We start from the raw sequence: 15,966 nt of genomic DNA on the forward strand, positions 1-15,966 counted from the left end.
CGACTGCGTGCGAACGCCGCTTACAGGAAGCAGCGGCGCTCGTCGCGCAGCTTGAGCTGGATGTTGGTCGCCTCGACGAAGGTCGGCACCGGCTTGGACACGATCTTGTAGGTCGACGGCCACTCCACCGGCTTCGACTGCAGCTCGGTGTTCCAGATCTGGCAGATGCCGGTGTTGTCCCAGCGGATCACGTAGTAGCCGGACTTGGGCGCAGGCGCGGCGAAGGCGGTGGGCACGATCGAGGCGGCTGCAATGGCCGCGGCGGCGGCGAGCGTGGTCAGGCGACGCATCATCAATCTCCTCAAACAAAACAACGACAATCGCCCGCCCGCGCGGGCCACCGGCCTTGCGGCCGGACCAAGGCCAAAGTGGTGCGACAAAAGCGCGCGCAACGCAAGCCGCGCGTGCCGTCATTCACAGCGATGTCCGGGATGTGAAACGACGACTTGCCGCCGTCACGTGATGCCATAAGGCGCGCGCGGGCTCACAGCGTGCAGCGGCCCTGCTGGCGCAGCCTGATCTGCCGGGTCACGGCGTCGTTGAACGTCGGCACCGGCCGGCTGATGACCTGATAGCTCGACGGCCATGCGACCGGCTTGAAGGCGAAGGCCTCGCTCCAGACCTGGCAGATGCCGGTGTTGTCCCAGCGGATGATGTAGTAGCCGGCCTGGGCGGGCGCGGCGGCGAGCAGCGCGGCCGCGAGAGATGCAGCAAAAAAGATTGTGGTGAAACGAGGCATCGTCAACTCCGGCAACGAACTGGCCCGGCCAGCGGGTGGCCCTATGTCGGAGCGGTCTCGCTCATTTTGAAGGCAAGTCTGCAGAACGTGTGCGTCAAAAGCGCGCGATCGTGGTCACCTGATCACTCCTGATGATCCCGGCGGAAGGGGAGGCGGGTCTGCAGGCTCGGCGCGTCGACTTGATTGCGGGGCTGGCGCGGTCGTTTCGGCGACCTCGGCGCACGGCTCAGGGGCGGACGCCTTCGGTGCTCGCATGCGACGAGAAGCGGAGATCCGCGCCGAAGCTCGCTGCCGGAACCAGCACCGGAGACGCGCCCGTGACGATCGGCGGCGAGGTGACCGGCTGCGCGCGCCGGCGCAGGAAGTGGCGCTCGAGATAGGCGTAGGACAGCGTCGCCGCCACGATCGACAGCGGCAGCCCGATCGCGAGCCGCAGCGGCCACCACACGCCGTAGCTGTCGAGGAAGTTCAGGATCGGCAGATGCCAGAGATAGATGCCGTAGAAGATCCGGCCGAGGAAGATCGCCACCGGCCATTCGAAGATGCGATGGCAGATCGTGCCGTGGCTCCGCCCCAGCATGGTCAGCGCGAGGATGCCCGGAAGCACGCCGCACACCATGCTGCCGAACAGATAGTAGTTCATGCTCGGCCCGTCCGCTGGCCAGAACAGGAAGGTGACCATGATCCAGTAGATCAACAGCGGCCATGCGAGCTTCGGCCACAGACGATCGAGCGCGGGATAGGCGCCTTGCGGCACCAGCCTGAGCACGACGGCCATGGCGCAGCCTGCCATCAGCGCATCGGCGCGGGTATCGAACGCGGTGTAGAGCCGACGCCACTCCGCGCCATCCATCACCAGCGCCACGCGCCAGGCCCAGATTGCGGCCGCGATGGCGCAGATGGCGCCGACCAGCCGCCAGGTCACGCCGAACCGCTTCACCAGGAACGCGAAGGTCAGCGGCCACAGCAGATAGAACTGCTCCTCGGTCGACAGGGTCCAGGTGTGGCCGATGTCCTCGATCGTCTTCGGATCGAGCACGTACCAGTAGTTGGCGATGTAGGAGAGCGCGATCGCCGCGCGCTCGACCGCCGGCAGGAATGGCGGCCGCAGCAGCCAAGTGAACAGCAGATAGGCCGCGAGCATCAGGAGCAGCGGCGGCACGATCCGGGCGAAGCGCCGCGCATAGAACTGCCGGAACCTGATGTGGCCGTGCTTGTCGATGTCCCGCAGCAGCAGGCCGGTGATGTAATAGGCGCTGGCGACGAAGAACAGGTCGATATAGAGCACCGCGCCCGGCACGAGGCTGTGGGAGACATGCGCCGTGACGACGCCCAGCGTCATCAGCCCGCGCATGCCGTCATGCGAGGGAACGTAGCCGAGCGGATAGACCTGGGCCTGGAAGGCCTCCCGGATCGCCTCCCGCAGCGGCGCCGTGGCGGCGCCGACGAGGCGCAACAGGGCATGGATCGGCAATGAATAAAACATCTATCGTGAAATTTTCGGAGATAATGTTTCGGACTATTAAATCTTATTTAAAATTTAAATCGACCGCAAGAGACGAAATAGCAGGACGGGGGCCATCACGACGCAGGGTTGCGGCGGAATGAGGCAGGCCGCCGCGGTGGCGGCAAACGGCGGCGTCAGTGCAGGTGATGCGAAGGGAAACTCGCGGTGCTGCTGCGGAGCGCAACGGCGTGTTGCTCGACCGGCATCTTCCGCTCCTCGAGGTCGCGTGAACGGCAGAGCGGCGTCCGCTGATCGGCAGCACGATCGCTGGACGACGATCATAGTCATTGACCGTCGCCTCATCGGCAAAACCGCAGGGTGGGCAAAGCGACGTCTCGCTGCATCGCCGCGCGTCGGCTGACGCGTGCCCACCATGCCCTCCGCGGTGGGCACGCCTCCGCCGCCGCTCTGCGAGCGCCGACGGCGGCTTTGCCCACCCTGCGGTGTCGCGGCCGCCGCGACGTCCTCGATCAGCATCTTCTGGAGTGGGGGCGCTAGACGGGTGAATGCGCGTCCACGACGGTGTCGGTGTCACCAACACGGAGTGACAATCATTGGTTGTAAATCGCGGAATTGAAGTCTAAAATCCGCGATTGTTTGAGCGCGGCCAATTTTTGAGTTTCATTTCAACGGAGCTTGTCATGGAAGAAGCGCATATCAAGGCTTTCGAGGCTCTACCTCAGTCCACCTCATGCAGGATCATCACGTTCGACAGCGCAACCGTGGTGCCCGGCATCGTTCCGAACACCTACTTCCTGATCGTCACCGGCACCAAGCCCTGGGTCACGATGAAGGTCGAATTGCATCCGCTGATCTATATCCGGCAACCCGAATATTGGGGCATCGAGGTGGTCGGCTGCCAAAGCGGCATCGGCTTGCCGCAGACCGCGCCGTATCACGTTGTCCTCGACATCACACACGTGCGCGGCACGAAGGGGATCGAAGTGATCGGCGCCACGAGCAGGAAGCAGATCAACGTGCCGTAGGTCGGTCGACGGTCGGGTGCGGGGGCATTCGCGCGCTCCGAAGCGGATCGCGCAACGCCCTCGGCCTGACCAGCTCACGTTACGACGAGCGCCGCGACACCCTCGATCAGCATCTTCGGATCGGGCAGCGCTCATGCCACGCAGGTGGTATGGGCAGGATAGGGCGGCAGACCAAAGGGGTCGGCATGGAGCTTGTTTATACCCATCCGCCGATATCGCGGCAATGGGCACATACCCCCGACTATTTGTGCCTCTCGCAACTATGTAGTCGTTGTCGCGGCACTCTCAGTCAGGGTCATCGTAGCAAATATCGTAAGTTGTAACGGACTGAGTGCAGTTGCCATTTGAATCCCATGCAATGCATTCCTTGCGGAAATTACATGGATGGATATTGAATCCTTGGCCAAATTGTCCCTTCTCAAAGGCGGCGGCCGGATCGAATTCGATGCCATCTTTGCCTTTTGCCGACATGGGGCCGAAGGCCCTTACTCTCTCAACGAATTGTTTCACGCGCCGGCCGGTTGCATCGAGAAGGAACTGTCCGTCTTGCGAGATTGTCAGAGTTTCGTGCTGCTGGTTCGACATCTGTCGGCCTCCGACTAGAAGAGGGGCAGAGAGGCTGCGCCAAGCGATCGGGCGTTACGACCACCCGGCATTAGGCTTTGCGCAACTCGAAAGTTATCGCGTTTTCGGGTGAACCATCATGCGATAAGCATATTGTCAGTTCAAATGACGGGCGCTTGTTCAGCAAGTCACCGATGGCGAAGGTCCTGTGCAATCGCAGGTCGGAGACGGCGGCTCACCATCAGCGTAGGTGCAGGTTTGGCTAACGCAGCCCTTCCCTTCACAGCAACAAGTCACCGTGTATTGGTCTTTGCCGCGCAATCGGTGGATCAGGATGTAGCCATGAGAAGTGGGGCGAACATCGAACTCGACTTCGATCCCTCGACCCAGTGAGCGAATCTCCATATCAATCTCCAGTTGATCGATTGCCTATAAAATAGAATGCAATTTTTAGGTGCGCTCCTTGATATAAATCAATTTATGGATGAAATTGCAGAGCCATAGTTGCTAGCCGAACAGGAGCTGGCAGTTCGGATATCGGATTCACCTTCGCTCGACGTGATCGAGAACAATTCACTTATTTGATCTGGGGCTGCTAGGTGACTGCGTTGCCCTCCCCGTGGCTGGGCGATGCGGCTGGTCGAAAGCGATAGCGATGCCAAATATTGGTCTCGTCGAAACGAAATGACGACAGCTCATCTGGCAGGCAAAATGTGATTTGACCACATCCATCTTCGGTTCGGACATCGCGGCCGCCACGCGACGCGACATGTGAGAGAGCTGTAGCCCGGGTATCGCATCCACTCACCCGGGCGGCGCTTGCCGCCTTGCGCTCTCGGTCTTACTGAGCTGGATAAAGAAAAGCCGGGCTTGCGCCCGGCTTCGATGGATGGCCGGGTCAAGCCCGGCCATGACGACGGAGAGAGTGGAACTGAGCGGGCTTCAGGACAACGCCTTGTTGCTCTCCTTCACCTTCTCCGCATCCAGATACACGCTGCCGCCCATTTCCTTGAACTTGGCGCTCATCTGGGCCATGCCGTCCTCGATGGTGCCGCTGATGGTCATGCCGACGGTGGCTGGATCATTCAGCGTCGCGGCGTAGTCGCGGACGTCCTGGGTGATCTTCATCGAGCAGAATTTCGGGCCGCACATCGAGCAGAAATGCGCGACCTTGTGGGCTTCCTTCGGCAAGGTCTCGTCGTGGAAGCTCTTGGCCGTGTCCGGGTCGAGGCCGAGGTTGAACTGGTCGGTCCAGCGGAACTCGAAGCGGGCGCGGGAGAGGGCGTCGTCGCGCAGTTGCGCGGCGGGATGGCCCTTGGCGAGGTCGGCGGCGTGGGCGGCGATCTTGTAGGTGATGACGCCGGTCTTGACGTCGTTGCGATCCGGCAGGCCCAGATGCTCCTTCGGCGTCACGTAGCACAGCATGGCGCAGCCGAACCAGCCGATCATGGCGGCGCCGATGCCCGAGGTGATGTGGTCGTAGCCCGGCGCGATGTCGGTGGTCAGCGGCCCGAGCGTATAGAACGGCGCCTCGCCGCACTCCTTGAGCTGCTTGTCCATGTTGATCTTGATCTTGTGCATCGGCACGTGGCCGGGGCCCTCGATCATGACCTGGCAGCCCTTGTCCCACGCGATCTTGGTGAGCTCGCCAAGTGTTTCCAGCTCGGCGAACTGGGCGCGGTCGTTGGCATCCGCGATCGAGCCGGGGCGCAGGCCGTCGCCGAGCGAGAACGAGACGTCATACTTGCGCATGATGTCGCAGATCTCCTCGAAATGCGTGTAGAGGAAGCTCTCCTTGTGATGCGCGAGGCACCACTTCGCCATGATCGAGCCGCCGCGCGAGACGATGCCGGTGACGCGGTTCGCGGTGAGGTGGATGTAGGCGAGACGCACGCCGGCGTGGATGGTGAAGTAGTCGACGCCCTGCTCGCACTGCTCGATCAGGGTGTCCTTGTAGAGCTCCCAGGTCAGCGCGACCGGATCGCCGTTGCACTTCTCCAGCGCCTGGTAGATCGGCACGGTGCCGATCGGCACCGGCGAGTTGCGCAGGATCCATTCGCGGGTGGTGTGGATGTTGCGGCCCGTCGAGAGATCCATCACGGTGTCGGCGCCCCAGCGGATCGCCCACACCATCTTGTCCACTTCCTCTTCAACGGAGGATGTCACCGCCGAGTTGCCGATATTGGCGTTGATCTTGGTGAGGAAGTTGCGGCCGATGATCATCGGCTCCAACTCGGCATGGTTGATGTTGCAGGGAATGATGGCGCGGCCACGCGCGATCTCGTCGCGCACGAACTCCGGGGTGATGAAGGCGGGCACGGATGCGCCAAAACTCTCGCCGTCGGCAAGCGCAGCTTCGGCGCGCTCGAGCTGGGTCTTGCGGCCGAGATTCTCGCGCTCGGCGACGTAGATCATCTCCTTGGTGACGATGCCGGCGCGGGCGAATTCGAGCTGGGTGATCTTGTGGCCGTCGAGGCCGCGCAGCGGCTTGTGATGCGCGGTGAACGACTTTGCGGCCTTGTCGGCGCCGACATTGCCGTTATCCTCGGGCTTGATGTCGCGGCCTTCGTATTCCTCGACGCCGCCACGCTCGCGCACCCAGGCAATGCGGGCGCGCGACAGGCCGGCATTGACGTCGATCGTCACGGTCGGATCGGTGTAGGGGCCGGAGGTGTCGTAGACCGGCAGGTTCGGCTCGGAGGCCGCTTCCGAGAGGATGATCTCGCGCAGCGGCACGCGCAGGTCGGGCGCGGAGTCCGGCGTTGCGTAGATCTTGCGCGAGGACGGCAGCGGGCCGGTGGTGACGGCGGGCAGGGTGGTGTCGGGATTGGAGCGGATGTTCATGGGATCCTCCTTCTCAATTGTTGTTATTCCGGCCAAAGCGCCCGGCGTTCAGAGGCGATGTGTTGGCGGGAGGTCTTGCGGCGAGTGCAGTGCGCCCCCTCCCCGCAAGGGGGAGGGGGGCACACCGCGTTCGCGGAGGTGATCTCCTGCAACAATTCTCAGACGCATTCGCAAAATCCGCGCGCATCATGCCGGCTCCTTGGTCGCATCGAGCCACGCGCGGACGCGGGCGTCGGGGTCGGGGTTCTGCGTCACGTCGCTGACGACGGCGATGGAGTCGGCGCCGGCGGCGAAGATCTCCGCGGCCTGCTCCAGCTTGATGCCGCCGATCGCGACCAGCGGGATGGTGCCGACACGCTTCTTCCACTCGCCGATCTTCGCGATGCCCTGCGGGGCGAAGCGCATCGCCTTCAGCGTCGTCGGGAAGATCGGCCCCAACGCGACATAGTCGGGCTTGGCGGCGAGCGCGGTCTCCAGCTCGGCATCGTCATGCGTCGAGAGGCCGAGCGTCAGGCCGGCCTCCTTGATCGCGGCGACGTCGGCGTCGGCGAGGTCCTCCTGGCCGAGATGGAGGTGCTGCGCGCCGGCAACGATCGCGGCGCGCCAGTAGTCGTTGACGATCAGCTTCGTCGCCGTGCCCTTGGTGATCGCCAGCGCGTCGGTGACGATCTGCAGCGCCTCGCCGTCGTTGAGGTCCTTCGCGCGCAGCTGCACGGTGCCGACGCCGAGCCTGGTCAGGCGCTCGACCCAGGCGAGGCTGTCGACGACGGGATAGAAGCGATCAGGATACGGCATGCCAGAACGGTGTCCCAACGACAGGGGTGGAGGGCGAGGCGAAATCGCGGGCGTCCATCAGCCCGGCCTCGTAGGCGGTGCGGCCGGCTTCGACCCCGAGCCGGAAGGCGCGGGCCATCGCCACCGGGTCGGCAGCCTTGGCAATCGCCGTGTTGAGCAGCACGGCGTCGTAGCCGAGCTCAAGTGCCTCCGCCGCGTGGCTCGGCGCGCCCAGGCCGGCGTCGACCACCAGGGTGATATCGGGCAGGCGGTCGCGCAGCAGCTTCAGCGCGTCGCGGTTGATGATGCCCTTGGCCGAGCCGATCGGCGCCGCCCAGGGCATCACGACCTTGCAGCCGGCATCGACCAGCCGCATCGCGACCGTGAGATCCTCGGTGCAGTAGGGGAACACCTCGAAACCGTCCTTGATCAGGATATCAGCGGCTTCGACGAGACCAACCACGTCGGGCTGCAGGGTGTCGTTGTCGCCGATCACTTCGAGCTTGATCCAGCTCGTGCCGAACAATTCGCGCGCGAGCTTCGCCGTCGTCACCGCCTCGCGCACGCTGCGGCAGCCGGCGGTGTTCGGCAGCACGGTGACATCGAGCGCGTTGATCAGCTTCCAGAACGCATCGCCGGTCTTTCCGCCGGCGGCCTCGCGCCGCAGCGACACGGTGACGATCTGCGCGCCCGAGGCGCGGATCGCGTCCTGCATGATCGCAGGCGAGGGGTAGAGCGCGGTGCCGATCAGCAGGCGGGAGGCGAAAGTCTTGTCGTAGAAGGTGGGCATCAATGGTCTCCGTCATGTCGGACGGTGGTCGCCGCAACGAAGCCTGTCATCCCCGCGAAAGCCGGCGATGACAGTGGTGGTTGTGGCGCGAGCTCCATGAGCATCACCCTCCCTGCCGGGGGGTGATGATCTCGATCTCGTCGCCGGTCTTGAGCTGCGTCTCGGCCCAGCGACTCTTCGGCACCACGTCGTAGTTCAGCGCGATCGCGAAATGGGTGCCTTCGTAGTCGAGCTCGGAGAGCAGCGCGGCGACGCTGGTCGCGCTGATGTCGCGGGCCTCGCCATTAACGGTCACGCGCATCGCATCACCTCGTTGTCGATCTGGCCGTGCGCGAGATAGTTCAAGGTCGCCTGCGCCAGCGCCGGCGCGATCAGGAAGCCGTGGCGGTAGAGGCCGTTGACGCGGATCTCGCGCTCGCCCTTGATGGTGATGCGCGGCAGATTGTCGGGATAGGCCGGCCTGAGCCCCGAGCCGAATTCGAGGATGCGCGCCTCGCCGAACGCCGGATGCACCGAGTAGGCGGCACCGAGCAATTCCAGCGCCGAGCGCAGGCTGACGCCGGTGTCCTCGGCCTCGAGCGAAGTCGCCCCCAGCATGAACAGGTTGTCCTCGCGCGGGATCAGATAGAGCGGGAAGCGCGGATGCATCAGCCGCACGGGCCGCGCGAGCTGCACCTCGGCGGTCTCGATCAGGATCATCTCGCCCTTGACGCCGCGCAGCTCGGGCTCGGCGTCGCGCGCCTCCAGCCCGCGGCAGTCGATCACGAGGCCGTCGAGATCGTCAGCCGTGACGTCGCTGTTGAACAGCACGCGGCCGCCAGCCTCGACGATGCGCTGATGCAGCTTCGGCAGCACGCGGCGTGGCTCGACATGGCCCTCGGTCGGATAGAACAGGCCCTCGCGGAAGCGGCCCTCCAGCGACGGCTCCAACGCCGCAAGCTGCTGCGCGTCGAGCCGCTGATAGCCGGAGGTGCGGCGGGCGAAGCGGTCGTAGTCGGCGCGGTCGCGGGCATGCGCGATCACCAGCGAACCGTTGAACGGCGTGTCCGGCAGCTCGCGCCGCCAGATGTCGAGCGAGGCGAGCCCGAGCCGGCTGATGATCGGCTCGGCGACCTCGCTCTCGCAATAAGGCGCCAGCATGCCGCCGGCCCAATGGCTGGTGGAGAGCATCAGATCGGCGTCGCTGCGCTCGTGCAGCGTGACCTCGCGGCCCGCGCGCGCGAGCAGCAAGGCTTGCCAGGCACCCGCGATGCCCGCACCGATGATGGAAACGGGGACATCCCCGCGCGTGGTTGTCTGCTGCATCCCTGTCCCTTCGCCGGCATGACCCGGATCAGGTTCAAAGGGTCACCGCATCACGCTGCGGTATCTCAGCTCCCCTCGGAGCTCCCCTCGGAACGCACTTAAAATAGACCGATATCCCCCCGTGTCAACGGAGTGTCACGGAAAGACAAAGCCGGTGGCCCTTGGAACCAATGGCGATCAGTGCGCCCGCGCGTGGCGGCCGGTTGCAATCTTCGGGGTGATGTCGAGCGGGCCGCTCGTCCGCTCGGAGCGGCCGGCGGGCCGCGCGTCCGCCAGGCGCTGCCGCTTGGCCTCCTCGTAGTAGCCCCTGGCGAAGTAGAGCACGGCGCGGTCGTGATCGCCGCGGGCGGCACGGTAGGCGCCGGCGAGATAGCGCACGCCATAGGTGAGATTGGTGTTCGGATCGTGCAGGCCCTGTGCGTCGCCGGTGTAGCCCAGGCCGCGCGCGGTGCCGAGCTTGATCTGCATCAGGCCGATGCAGCCGCAGCGGCCGACCAGGTCCTTCTGGTATTTGCTCTCGCGCACGATGACGCGGTGGATCAGCGATTCCGGAATGTTGTTGGCGGCGGCGTGCACCGCCACCAGCGCGTCGATGTGCGGATGGCCGGTGTCGATGTGGCGCGGCTTGGCCTCGGCCGCCTTGCGCTCGGCCTCGCGGGGCTCGGCCGCAGCGGCCGGGATGGCATCGGTGTCGGCGGGGGCTGAGGCATTGGCGTCCATCGGCGGCGAGCTGTCGGCGCTGCTGACGGCCTCGATCGCCTCGACCTCGCGCGCGGCCTTGGTCACCGCGCTGCGTGCCGCCAGCTCCCTGGTTCCGTCAGAGCGGACATGGGCGAGCTTGACCTTGCCGGCCTTCGGTTTGGCCGCACTGTCCGATGCGGTGCTCGCATCATCGGCAGCCATTGCAGGCGGCACGGGACCAGCCATCGCGAAGCCTGCAATGCAGGCCGTGAGCACAAGACGTCTCATGTGTCAGGATCCCCCGGGAACCACACGCATGCCGAGTAGCCCCCCAGCACGCGCTTTACACTTTGCACACCGTAATTGGCGCAAACGCCGGGCGATAATGTGGCAACAATGGGGCGAAGACGCCCGGTCGGGTCCGGATGCGCCGGCGGTTTACCGCGAATTATGCCGTGCATGCTTGGCTGGCGGAGCAATTCCGCCAACGGGGCCATGCCGCGATGACGCTGTCCGTCACCCACACCGAAGCGACCGCCGGGCGCGCGCAGGCGCTGCTGCCACTATGGGTCGGCGCCGGCGTCTATGCGCTGCTGCTGATCTCCGGCAATCGGCTGCTCAACGATCCCGATACGCTGTGGCAGATCACGGTGGGACAGTGGATCATCGACCACCGCGCGGTCCCCGAGGTCGACGTCTATTCCTTCACCATGCGCGGCGCGCCGTGGATCTCCACGCAGTGGCTGGCGCAGGTCGCCTATGCCGCCGTTTACACGTTCGCCGGCTGGACCGGGCCGGTGGTGCTGGCGGCCTCGGCGACCGCGCTGTCCTTCGCGCTGTTCGCGCGCGCCCTCGGCCGGCATCTGCGCGACGCCACGACATTGGTGTTCGTGGTCGCGGCGTTCCTGCTCTGCCTGCCGCATCTGCTGGCGCGGCCGCATGTGCTGGCGTTTCCGATCCTGGTCGCCTGGATCGCCGGACTTGTCGATGCGGCCGATCGCAGGGCCGCGCCGCCATGGCAGCTGGTGCCGCTGATCGCGCTGTGGGCCAATCTGCATGGCGGATTCGTGTTCGGCCTGTTCTTCATCGCGCCCGCCGCGCTCGACGCGCTGGTGAATGCCGATCGCTCGGTCCGCTCCGGCCTGGCGCTGCGCTGGGCCGGGTTTGCCGCGCTCGCGCTGGCGGCGAGCTGCTGCACGCCCTATGGCTGGAATGCGCTGCTGGCGTCGCAGAAGATCCTCTCGCTGGGCCAGGCGCTGCCGCTGATCGTGGAATGGAAGGCGACCGATTTCCAGGGGCTCGGTCCGTTCGAGATCTGCCTGCTGATCGCCATCGGGTTCGCGCTGTTCCATGGTCTCAGGCTGCCTCCGGTGCGGATCCTGATGCTGCTCGGCCTGCTGCACATGGCGCTGGCGCAGGCGCGCGCGGCGGAAATCCTGGCGTTGGTCGGCCCGCTGGTGCTCGCCGCACCGCTGGCGCGGCAGGCGGGCGCGTTGCCCGTGCTGCCGCGGGGGCGCGCGTCGGGAGCGGCGCTGACGGCGGCAGTGATGCTCGCGCTCGGCGCCGGCACGGTCGCCTCGGCTTCGATCCTGAACTACACGCCAAACATGCGCGGCACCCCGGTCGCGGCCGTGACAGAGCTGAAGAAGCTCAACCTCACGCGGGTTCTCAATGACTATGATTTCGGCGGCTACCTGATCTCAGCCGGTGTCGCGCCGTTCATCGACGGCCGCACCGAGCTCTATGGCGAAAAGTTCTTCGTCGATCACAACGCCGCGTCCGGCCTGATGGAGCCGGACAATCTGTTCCGCCTGCTCAAGGACTACGACATCGAGGCGACCCTGCTGCGGACGCAGAGTGCTGCGACCAAGCTGCTCGATCACGTCGACGGCTGGCAGAAGGTTTATGCTGACGACATCGCCACCATCCATCTGCGCAAGGCGGGTGCCCGTCATGTCGCGGAACCGGCGGTCTCTCCGGCGGCAATTGAATCAAACGCGTTGATCCCATCTCCGTGAGGTCGGATGTCGCGCGGCATCCCGGCGCGTGCAAAACAACCGCCGCGCGGCTAAGATCAGGGCCGTCAGTTCGACAGCATGCCTGACTCATTCAAGAAGACTGAACAGAGAGGGAGCGCGTCATGGCCGTGAAGGCAGCCGACGATCATTCACCCAGCATCGACCATTCATTCGACATCGACGCGATGCCATCCACGGTTCGCGTCGTGGATCTGCCGCGCAACAATCCCTGCGCCCAATGTGGCGAGGCGATCGCATTGCCGTCCTGGGTCGAAAAGGATGGCCGCCGCACCGCCTATCTCTGGCACTGCCGCCTCTGCGACTATCGCTACGAAACCATCGCCTTCTATGCCGAGTCCGTCGACGAGAACGGCGCGATGGCGGCGTAGGCTCGATTGACTATTGCGGGACGTTGCAGCGCTGACGGTCGGCTCCCTCTCCCCGTTCTTACGGGGGCGCGACGAGCTTCGCTCGCGCTGAGAGGGTTGGGGGGGAGGGCAGACCCACGGGAAGCGCCGATGGGGAGATCTGTACCCTCTTACCCGGATCGCAACTGGCGATGCAATCCGACCCACCCCGCAGGCGGGGGAGAGGTGAAACCGAGCTAGCAGCAATAGGCTTACACCAGCTCCAGCCAATGTAGACCTGTTAGTCGGGCTCCCGTGCTAGGCGCGGCGGTGCGGCTTGGCGATGTGAGCGACGTCACCCGGATCCCCCGAACGTCACAAAGTGACACTGCCGCGGCGCACTGAGGCTGCTTGTCGCGCAGCATGACGAAATCGTGGTTCCCGCGGAACGCCGACTGTCCATTGCCGTTCTCTCGTCACCATCCACCTAGAGGAGACACCACATGATGATGAAGACTGTTGCGGCCGGCCTCGCCGGTTCCCTGCTGCTCGCGACCGCCGCCTTTGCTGCGGAGAGCACCACCACCACAACCAACACCACGATCAAGAGCGACACCACCGTCGTGTCCTATCAGGGCGACTGGCGCAGCTCCAAGCTCGTCGGCGTGAAGGTCTACAACAACAACAACGAGAATGTCGGCTCGATCGACGATCTGCTGATCGACAAGAGCGGCGCAGTCAGGGGCGTCGTGATCGGCGTCGGCGGATTCCTCGGCATGGGTGAGCACCTCGTCGCTGTCTCGTTCGACCAGATCAAGTTCTCGGACCAGCCGGTTCAGGCCAACACCGCCTCCAACGCTCCGGCCTCGGGCAAGGCGACCACGCCGCCGGCCACGACGACCGGCGCCGCCACCGGCACTTCGTCATCCTCGTCGATGAGCTCCTCGAAGAATCGCTGGTATCCCGACCATGCGATGATCAACGCCACCAAGGACCAGCTGAAGTCGATGCCCGAGTTCAAGTACTCGGAGTAAACGGCGTCACTGACGTCTAGCTGACTGCCCAAGCGGCGCGCCCGGATCCGTCCGGGCGCGTTCGCGCGTCATGCTGCGGGGCGCAAGGTGGTCTGGCCGAGCGGCAGCTCGATGCGGGCGATCAGTCCGCTTGGCTTGCGATCGTGCAATGACAGCTCGCCGCCATGCGCCTGGACGATCGCCTTCGCGATCGAGAGGCCCAGGCCGAACCCGGTGGCCTCGTCCATGTTGCGGGCATCGTCGCCGCGCACGAAGGGCTCCAGCATGTCGGGCTTGCGCGCATCGGCGATCCCGGGTCCATCATCCTCCACGTCGATCGTCAGGCACTTCCCCGACGCCACCAGTCTGATGACGGTTTCCTTGCCGTACTTCACGGCGTTCTCGACCAGGTTGGTGACCGAACGCATCAGGTCGTCGGGACGCACCGTCGCCATCGCGTGCGCCGGGCCGATATAGGTGACGCTGTGGCCGACATCGGCGAATTGGTCGGCGACGAGCTGCAGGATGCTCGCGATATCGACCAGCGTCATCGGCTCGAGCTTGCGGCCGTTGCGCAGGAATGACAGCACCGAGCCCAGCATCGCATGCATCTGATCGAGATCGGAAAGCATGCGATTGCGCTGCAGCTCGTCCTCGACGAACTCACAGCGCAGCCGCATGCGGGTCAGCGGTGTCCGCAGATCGTGGCTGATGGCCGCCAGCATCTTGGTCCGGTCGTTCATCAGCGCCGTGATGCGTTGGCGCATACGGTTCAGGGCGCGCGCCAGCGACCGGATCTCTTCCGGTCCGCGCTCGGGCAGGGCAGTGGCATCGCCATCGACGCTGAAGCTCTCGGCAGCCTTGGCGAAGCTCGACAGCGGTGAGGTCAGCGCGCGGGCCGCCCACAGGCCGAGCAGTGTCGTGCTGATCAGCGCGAACATGATCGTCGTCAGCCATGGAGCGCCCCAGAACGGTGGCCGGTGCGGCCGGTCGGCCATTCGGGCCGAAATCATGTTGCCATCGGGCAGAGCGAAGATGACGGTGCGCGTCTGGGAGCCGGGCGGCGGCATGAAGACGCGATAGCCTGGGCCAAGGCCACGAAAGCCGCCTGGACCGTGAGGCCGTCCGTCGGCGAGCTCCGGAGGGGCCGGGCGGCGCTCGTCGCCACCGGTCCCGGCCTCGACGTCGGGGCCGGCCGGCTCGCGCCGGCGGCCGGAATCACCCGGCAGAGGCCCCACGTGAGGCTTGAGCTCGAACTCAGGATAGGCGCGGGCAATGTCGGAGATCAGTCGAGGCCGTTCGGCAGCGGGCGCGCGTCCAAGAATGCGGATGGCGGTCGCGAGCTGAAGTGGCCCGACTTCGTTTTCGGGGTCGGGCTGCTCGGCGCGATAGATCAGGAACGTCGCCGTGATGATGGCATGGAGCGCCACGATCGAAATGGCGACCAGCGCCGTGATCTGGCCGCGGATTCCCTTGAGGTTGAGAAAGCCGAACGACATCATGACATCGCCATTCGATCGGGCCGGTCAATGGCTTTGCGGGCCAGTCACCACCTCGACGACGGGTGTGAACATGTAGCCACCGGAGCGCACGGTCTTGATCATGGTGGCCTCCTGCGGGTCCGGCTCGATCTTGCGGCGGATGCGGCTGACCAGCACGTCGATCGAGCGCTCGAACGAGCCGGCGCTGCGGCCCTGCGTCAGGTCGAGCAGGCTGTCGCGCGACAGCACGCGGCCCGGCCGCTCGCAGAAGGTGCGGAGCAGATCGAACTCGGCGCTCGTCATCGCGACGCGTGCGCCTTCGGGATTGCGTAGTTCGCGCAGCCGGAAGTCGATCGTCCAGCCGAGGAAGCTCAGCGCCGTCGCGCCTTCGGTTGCGCTCGCCGTCATCGCGGCCGCCTGCCGGCGCAGCACCGCGTTGATGCGGGCGAGCAGCTCGCGCGGATTGAACGGCTTTGGCAGATAGTCGTCGGCGCCCATCTCCAGTCCGAGGATGCGGTCGACGTCCTCGCCGCGCGCGGTGAGCATGATGATCGGCACCTGCGATTCCGCGCGCAGCTTGCGGCACAAGGTCAGGCCGTCCTCGCCGGGCAGCATGACGTCGAGGATCAGGAGATCGACACGGTGGTCGCCCATGATGCGGGTCATCTCGCGGCCGTCGGTCGCGGTGGTCACGTTGCAGGCATTGTTGCGCAGATATTTCGCGATCAGCGTCCGCGTCTCGCGGTCGTCCTCGACGACAAGAATGTGTGGTTGTGTCTGGGCCATACCGACAAGTGACCTAGAATCGCGGCGTTTTGCGAAGAATTTTGTTACGGAATATTTCCTGCGACGGGCGCGCGGAAAGGGCCCGACAACGTCTCTCTGCGCCGTGTTGCGGAATTCGTGAGGGCGCGTCA

The 15,966-nt window shown here is 65.2% G+C and carries 16 protein-coding genes and 1 riboswitch; of the genes, 4 read left to right on the top strand and 12 right to left on the bottom strand.

Annotated features, from left to right (window positions below):
• Positions 1-20: 20 nt before the first annotated feature.
• The 3 genes from QW887_RS07575 to QW887_RS07585 all read right to left on the bottom strand — a co-directional run bounded on the left by QW887_RS07575 (position 21) and on the right by QW887_RS07585 (position 2,225).
• Positions 21-290, bottom strand: a complete 270-nt coding sequence (locus tag QW887_RS07575) for a hypothetical protein (protein WP_315827115.1) — start codon at positions 288-290, stop codon at positions 21-23.
• 194 nt (positions 291-484) lie between these two features.
• Positions 485-739 carry a hypothetical protein gene (locus QW887_RS07580; protein ID WP_315717825.1) on the bottom strand — a complete coding sequence of 85 codons (255 nt, stop codon included), beginning with the start codon at positions 737-739 and terminating at the stop codon, positions 485-487.
• Between the two features lie 226 nt (positions 740-965).
• On the bottom strand, positions 966-2,225 hold the full coding sequence (locus QW887_RS07585; RefSeq protein ID WP_316194332.1) for an acyltransferase: 1,260 nt from the start codon (positions 2,223-2,225) through the stop codon (positions 966-968).
• Between the two features lie 662 nt (positions 2,226-2,887).
• Between QW887_RS07585 and QW887_RS07590 the strand changes: the two genes are divergently transcribed.
• Positions 2,888-3,232, top strand: coding sequence for a hypothetical protein (locus tag QW887_RS07590; RefSeq protein WP_315717823.1), 345 nt, complete (start codon positions 2,888-2,890; stop codon positions 3,230-3,232).
• A gap of 285 nt (positions 3,233-3,517) precedes the next feature.
• On the opposite strand, the gene QW887_RS07595 is transcribed toward QW887_RS07590, so the two are convergent.
• The 7 genes from QW887_RS07595 to QW887_RS07625 all read right to left on the bottom strand — a co-directional run bounded on the left by QW887_RS07595 (position 3,518) and on the right by QW887_RS07625 (position 10,478).
• Positions 3,518-3,817, bottom strand: a complete 300-nt coding sequence (locus tag QW887_RS07595) for a hypothetical protein (protein WP_316191912.1) — start codon at positions 3,815-3,817, stop codon at positions 3,518-3,520.
• A gap of 921 nt (positions 3,818-4,738) precedes the next feature.
• Positions 4,739-6,640 (bottom strand): phosphomethylpyrimidine synthase ThiC, encoded by a 1,902-nt coding sequence (thiC, locus tag QW887_RS07600; RefSeq protein ID WP_316194333.1) that lies wholly within the window; start codon positions 6,638-6,640, stop codon positions 4,739-4,741.
• Positions 6,641-6,826: 186 nt separating this feature from the next.
• Positions 6,827-7,435: a thiamine phosphate synthase gene (locus tag QW887_RS07605; protein WP_315717820.1), complete on the bottom strand. Its 609-nt coding sequence runs from the start codon at positions 7,433-7,435 to the stop codon at positions 6,827-6,829.
• The gene (locus QW887_RS07610; RefSeq protein ID WP_315717819.1) at positions 7,422-8,204 is read right to left on the bottom strand and encodes a thiazole synthase; all 783 of its coding nucleotides are present in this window, start codon (positions 8,202-8,204) and stop codon (positions 7,422-7,424) included. The genes QW887_RS07605 and QW887_RS07610 overlap by 14 nt, the downstream gene beginning before the upstream one ends.
• A gap of 103 nt (positions 8,205-8,307) precedes the next feature.
• The gene (gene thiS / locus QW887_RS07615; protein WP_315750253.1) at positions 8,308-8,505 is read right to left on the bottom strand and encodes a sulfur carrier protein ThiS; all 198 of its coding nucleotides are present in this window, start codon (positions 8,503-8,505) and stop codon (positions 8,308-8,310) included.
• The gene (locus tag QW887_RS07620) at positions 8,496-9,509 is read right to left on the bottom strand and encodes an FAD-dependent oxidoreductase (RefSeq protein WP_315717817.1); all 1,014 of its coding nucleotides are present in this window, start codon (positions 9,507-9,509) and stop codon (positions 8,496-8,498) included. Before QW887_RS07620 ends, thiS begins: the two co-directional genes overlap by 10 nt.
• Positions 9,497-9,607: riboswitch (TPP riboswitch) on the bottom strand. Its footprint overlaps the gene before it by 13 nt.
• A 79-nt stretch (positions 9,608-9,686) precedes the next feature.
• On the bottom strand, positions 9,687-10,478 hold the full coding sequence (locus QW887_RS07625; RefSeq protein ID WP_316183802.1) for a lytic transglycosylase domain-containing protein: 792 nt from the start codon (positions 10,476-10,478) through the stop codon (positions 9,687-9,689).
• Positions 10,479-10,693: 215 nt separating this feature from the next.
• On the opposite strand from QW887_RS07625, the gene QW887_RS07630 reads away from it, so the two are divergent.
• From QW887_RS07630 to QW887_RS07640, 3 genes are all read left to right on the top strand, one after another.
• Entirely contained in the window at positions 10,694-12,208 is a 1,515-nt protein-coding gene (locus QW887_RS07630; RefSeq protein WP_316194334.1) for a hypothetical protein, read from the top strand.
• 122 nt (positions 12,209-12,330) lie between these two features.
• Complete coding sequence (locus QW887_RS07635) at positions 12,331-12,597, top strand: hypothetical protein (protein WP_315717814.1); 267 nt, start codon at positions 12,331-12,333, stop codon at positions 12,595-12,597.
• Between the two features lie 461 nt (positions 12,598-13,058).
• On the top strand, positions 13,059-13,589 hold the full coding sequence (locus QW887_RS07640; RefSeq protein ID WP_316194335.1) for a PRC-barrel domain-containing protein: 531 nt from the start codon (positions 13,059-13,061) through the stop codon (positions 13,587-13,589).
• A 68-nt stretch (positions 13,590-13,657) separates the two neighbouring features.
• Here the strand turns inward: QW887_RS07640 and QW887_RS07645 are convergent, their stop codons facing one another.
• Positions 13,658-15,070: an ATP-binding protein gene (locus QW887_RS07645; protein WP_316194336.1), complete on the bottom strand. Its 1,413-nt coding sequence runs from the start codon at positions 15,068-15,070 to the stop codon at positions 13,658-13,660.
• A 24-nt stretch (positions 15,071-15,094) separates the two neighbouring features.
• On the bottom strand, positions 15,095-15,835 hold the full coding sequence (locus QW887_RS07650; RefSeq protein WP_315717811.1) for a response regulator: 741 nt from the start codon (positions 15,833-15,835) through the stop codon (positions 15,095-15,097).
• Between the last annotated feature and the right edge of the window lie 131 nt (positions 15,836-15,966).

Origin of the sequence: Bradyrhizobium sp. SZCCHNRI3052 (assembly GCF_032484895.1) — a bacterium.
GTDB lineage: Bacteria > Pseudomonadota > Alphaproteobacteria > Rhizobiales > Xanthobacteraceae > Bradyrhizobium.

What these genes read in the sequence shown, in the direction of transcription:
- QW887_RS07575 (WP_315827115.1), bottom strand. Translation starts at nt 290, where the DNA reads ATGCGTCGCCTGACCACGCTCGCCGCCGCCGCGGCCATTGCAGCCGCC.
- QW887_RS07580 (WP_315717825.1), bottom strand. Translation starts at nt 739, where the DNA reads ATGCCTCGTTTCACCACAATCTTTTTTGCTGCATCTCTCGCGGCCGCG.
- QW887_RS07585 (WP_316194332.1), bottom strand. Translation starts at nt 2,225, where the DNA reads ATGTTTTATTCATTGCCGATCCATGCCCTGTTGCGCCTCGTCGGCGCC.
- QW887_RS07590 (WP_315717823.1), top strand. Translation starts at nt 2,888, where the DNA reads ATGGAAGAAGCGCATATCAAGGCTTTCGAGGCTCTACCTCAGTCCACC.
- QW887_RS07595 (WP_316191912.1), bottom strand. Translation starts at nt 3,817, where the DNA reads ATGTCGAACCAGCAGCACGAAACTCTGACAATCTCGCAAGACGGACAG.
- thiC (WP_316194333.1), bottom strand. Translation starts at nt 6,640, where the DNA reads ATGAACATCCGCTCCAATCCCGACACCACCCTGCCCGCCGTCACCACC.
- QW887_RS07605 (WP_315717820.1), bottom strand. Translation starts at nt 7,435, where the DNA reads ATGCCGTATCCTGATCGCTTCTATCCCGTCGTCGACAGCCTCGCCTGG.
- QW887_RS07610 (WP_315717819.1), bottom strand. Translation starts at nt 8,204, where the DNA reads ATGCCCACCTTCTACGACAAGACTTTCGCCTCCCGCCTGCTGATCGGC.
- thiS (WP_315750253.1), bottom strand. Translation starts at nt 8,505, where the DNA reads ATGCGCGTGACCGTTAATGGCGAGGCCCGCGACATCAGCGCGACCAGC.
- QW887_RS07620 (WP_315717817.1), bottom strand. Translation starts at nt 9,509, where the DNA reads ATGCAGCAGACAACCACGCGCGGGGATGTCCCCGTTTCCATCATCGGT.
- QW887_RS07625 (WP_316183802.1), bottom strand. Translation starts at nt 10,478, where the DNA reads ATGAGACGTCTTGTGCTCACGGCCTGCATTGCAGGCTTCGCGATGGCT.
- QW887_RS07630 (WP_316194334.1), top strand. Translation starts at nt 10,694, where the DNA reads ATGACGCTGTCCGTCACCCACACCGAAGCGACCGCCGGGCGCGCGCAG.
- QW887_RS07635 (WP_315717814.1), top strand. Translation starts at nt 12,331, where the DNA reads ATGGCCGTGAAGGCAGCCGACGATCATTCACCCAGCATCGACCATTCA.
- QW887_RS07640 (WP_316194335.1), top strand. Translation starts at nt 13,059, where the DNA reads ATGATGATGAAGACTGTTGCGGCCGGCCTCGCCGGTTCCCTGCTGCTC.
- QW887_RS07645 (WP_316194336.1), bottom strand. Translation starts at nt 15,070, where the DNA reads ATGATGTCGTTCGGCTTTCTCAACCTCAAGGGAATCCGCGGCCAGATC.
- QW887_RS07650 (WP_315717811.1), bottom strand. Translation starts at nt 15,835, where the DNA reads ATGGCCCAGACACAACCACACATTCTTGTCGTCGAGGACGACCGCGAG.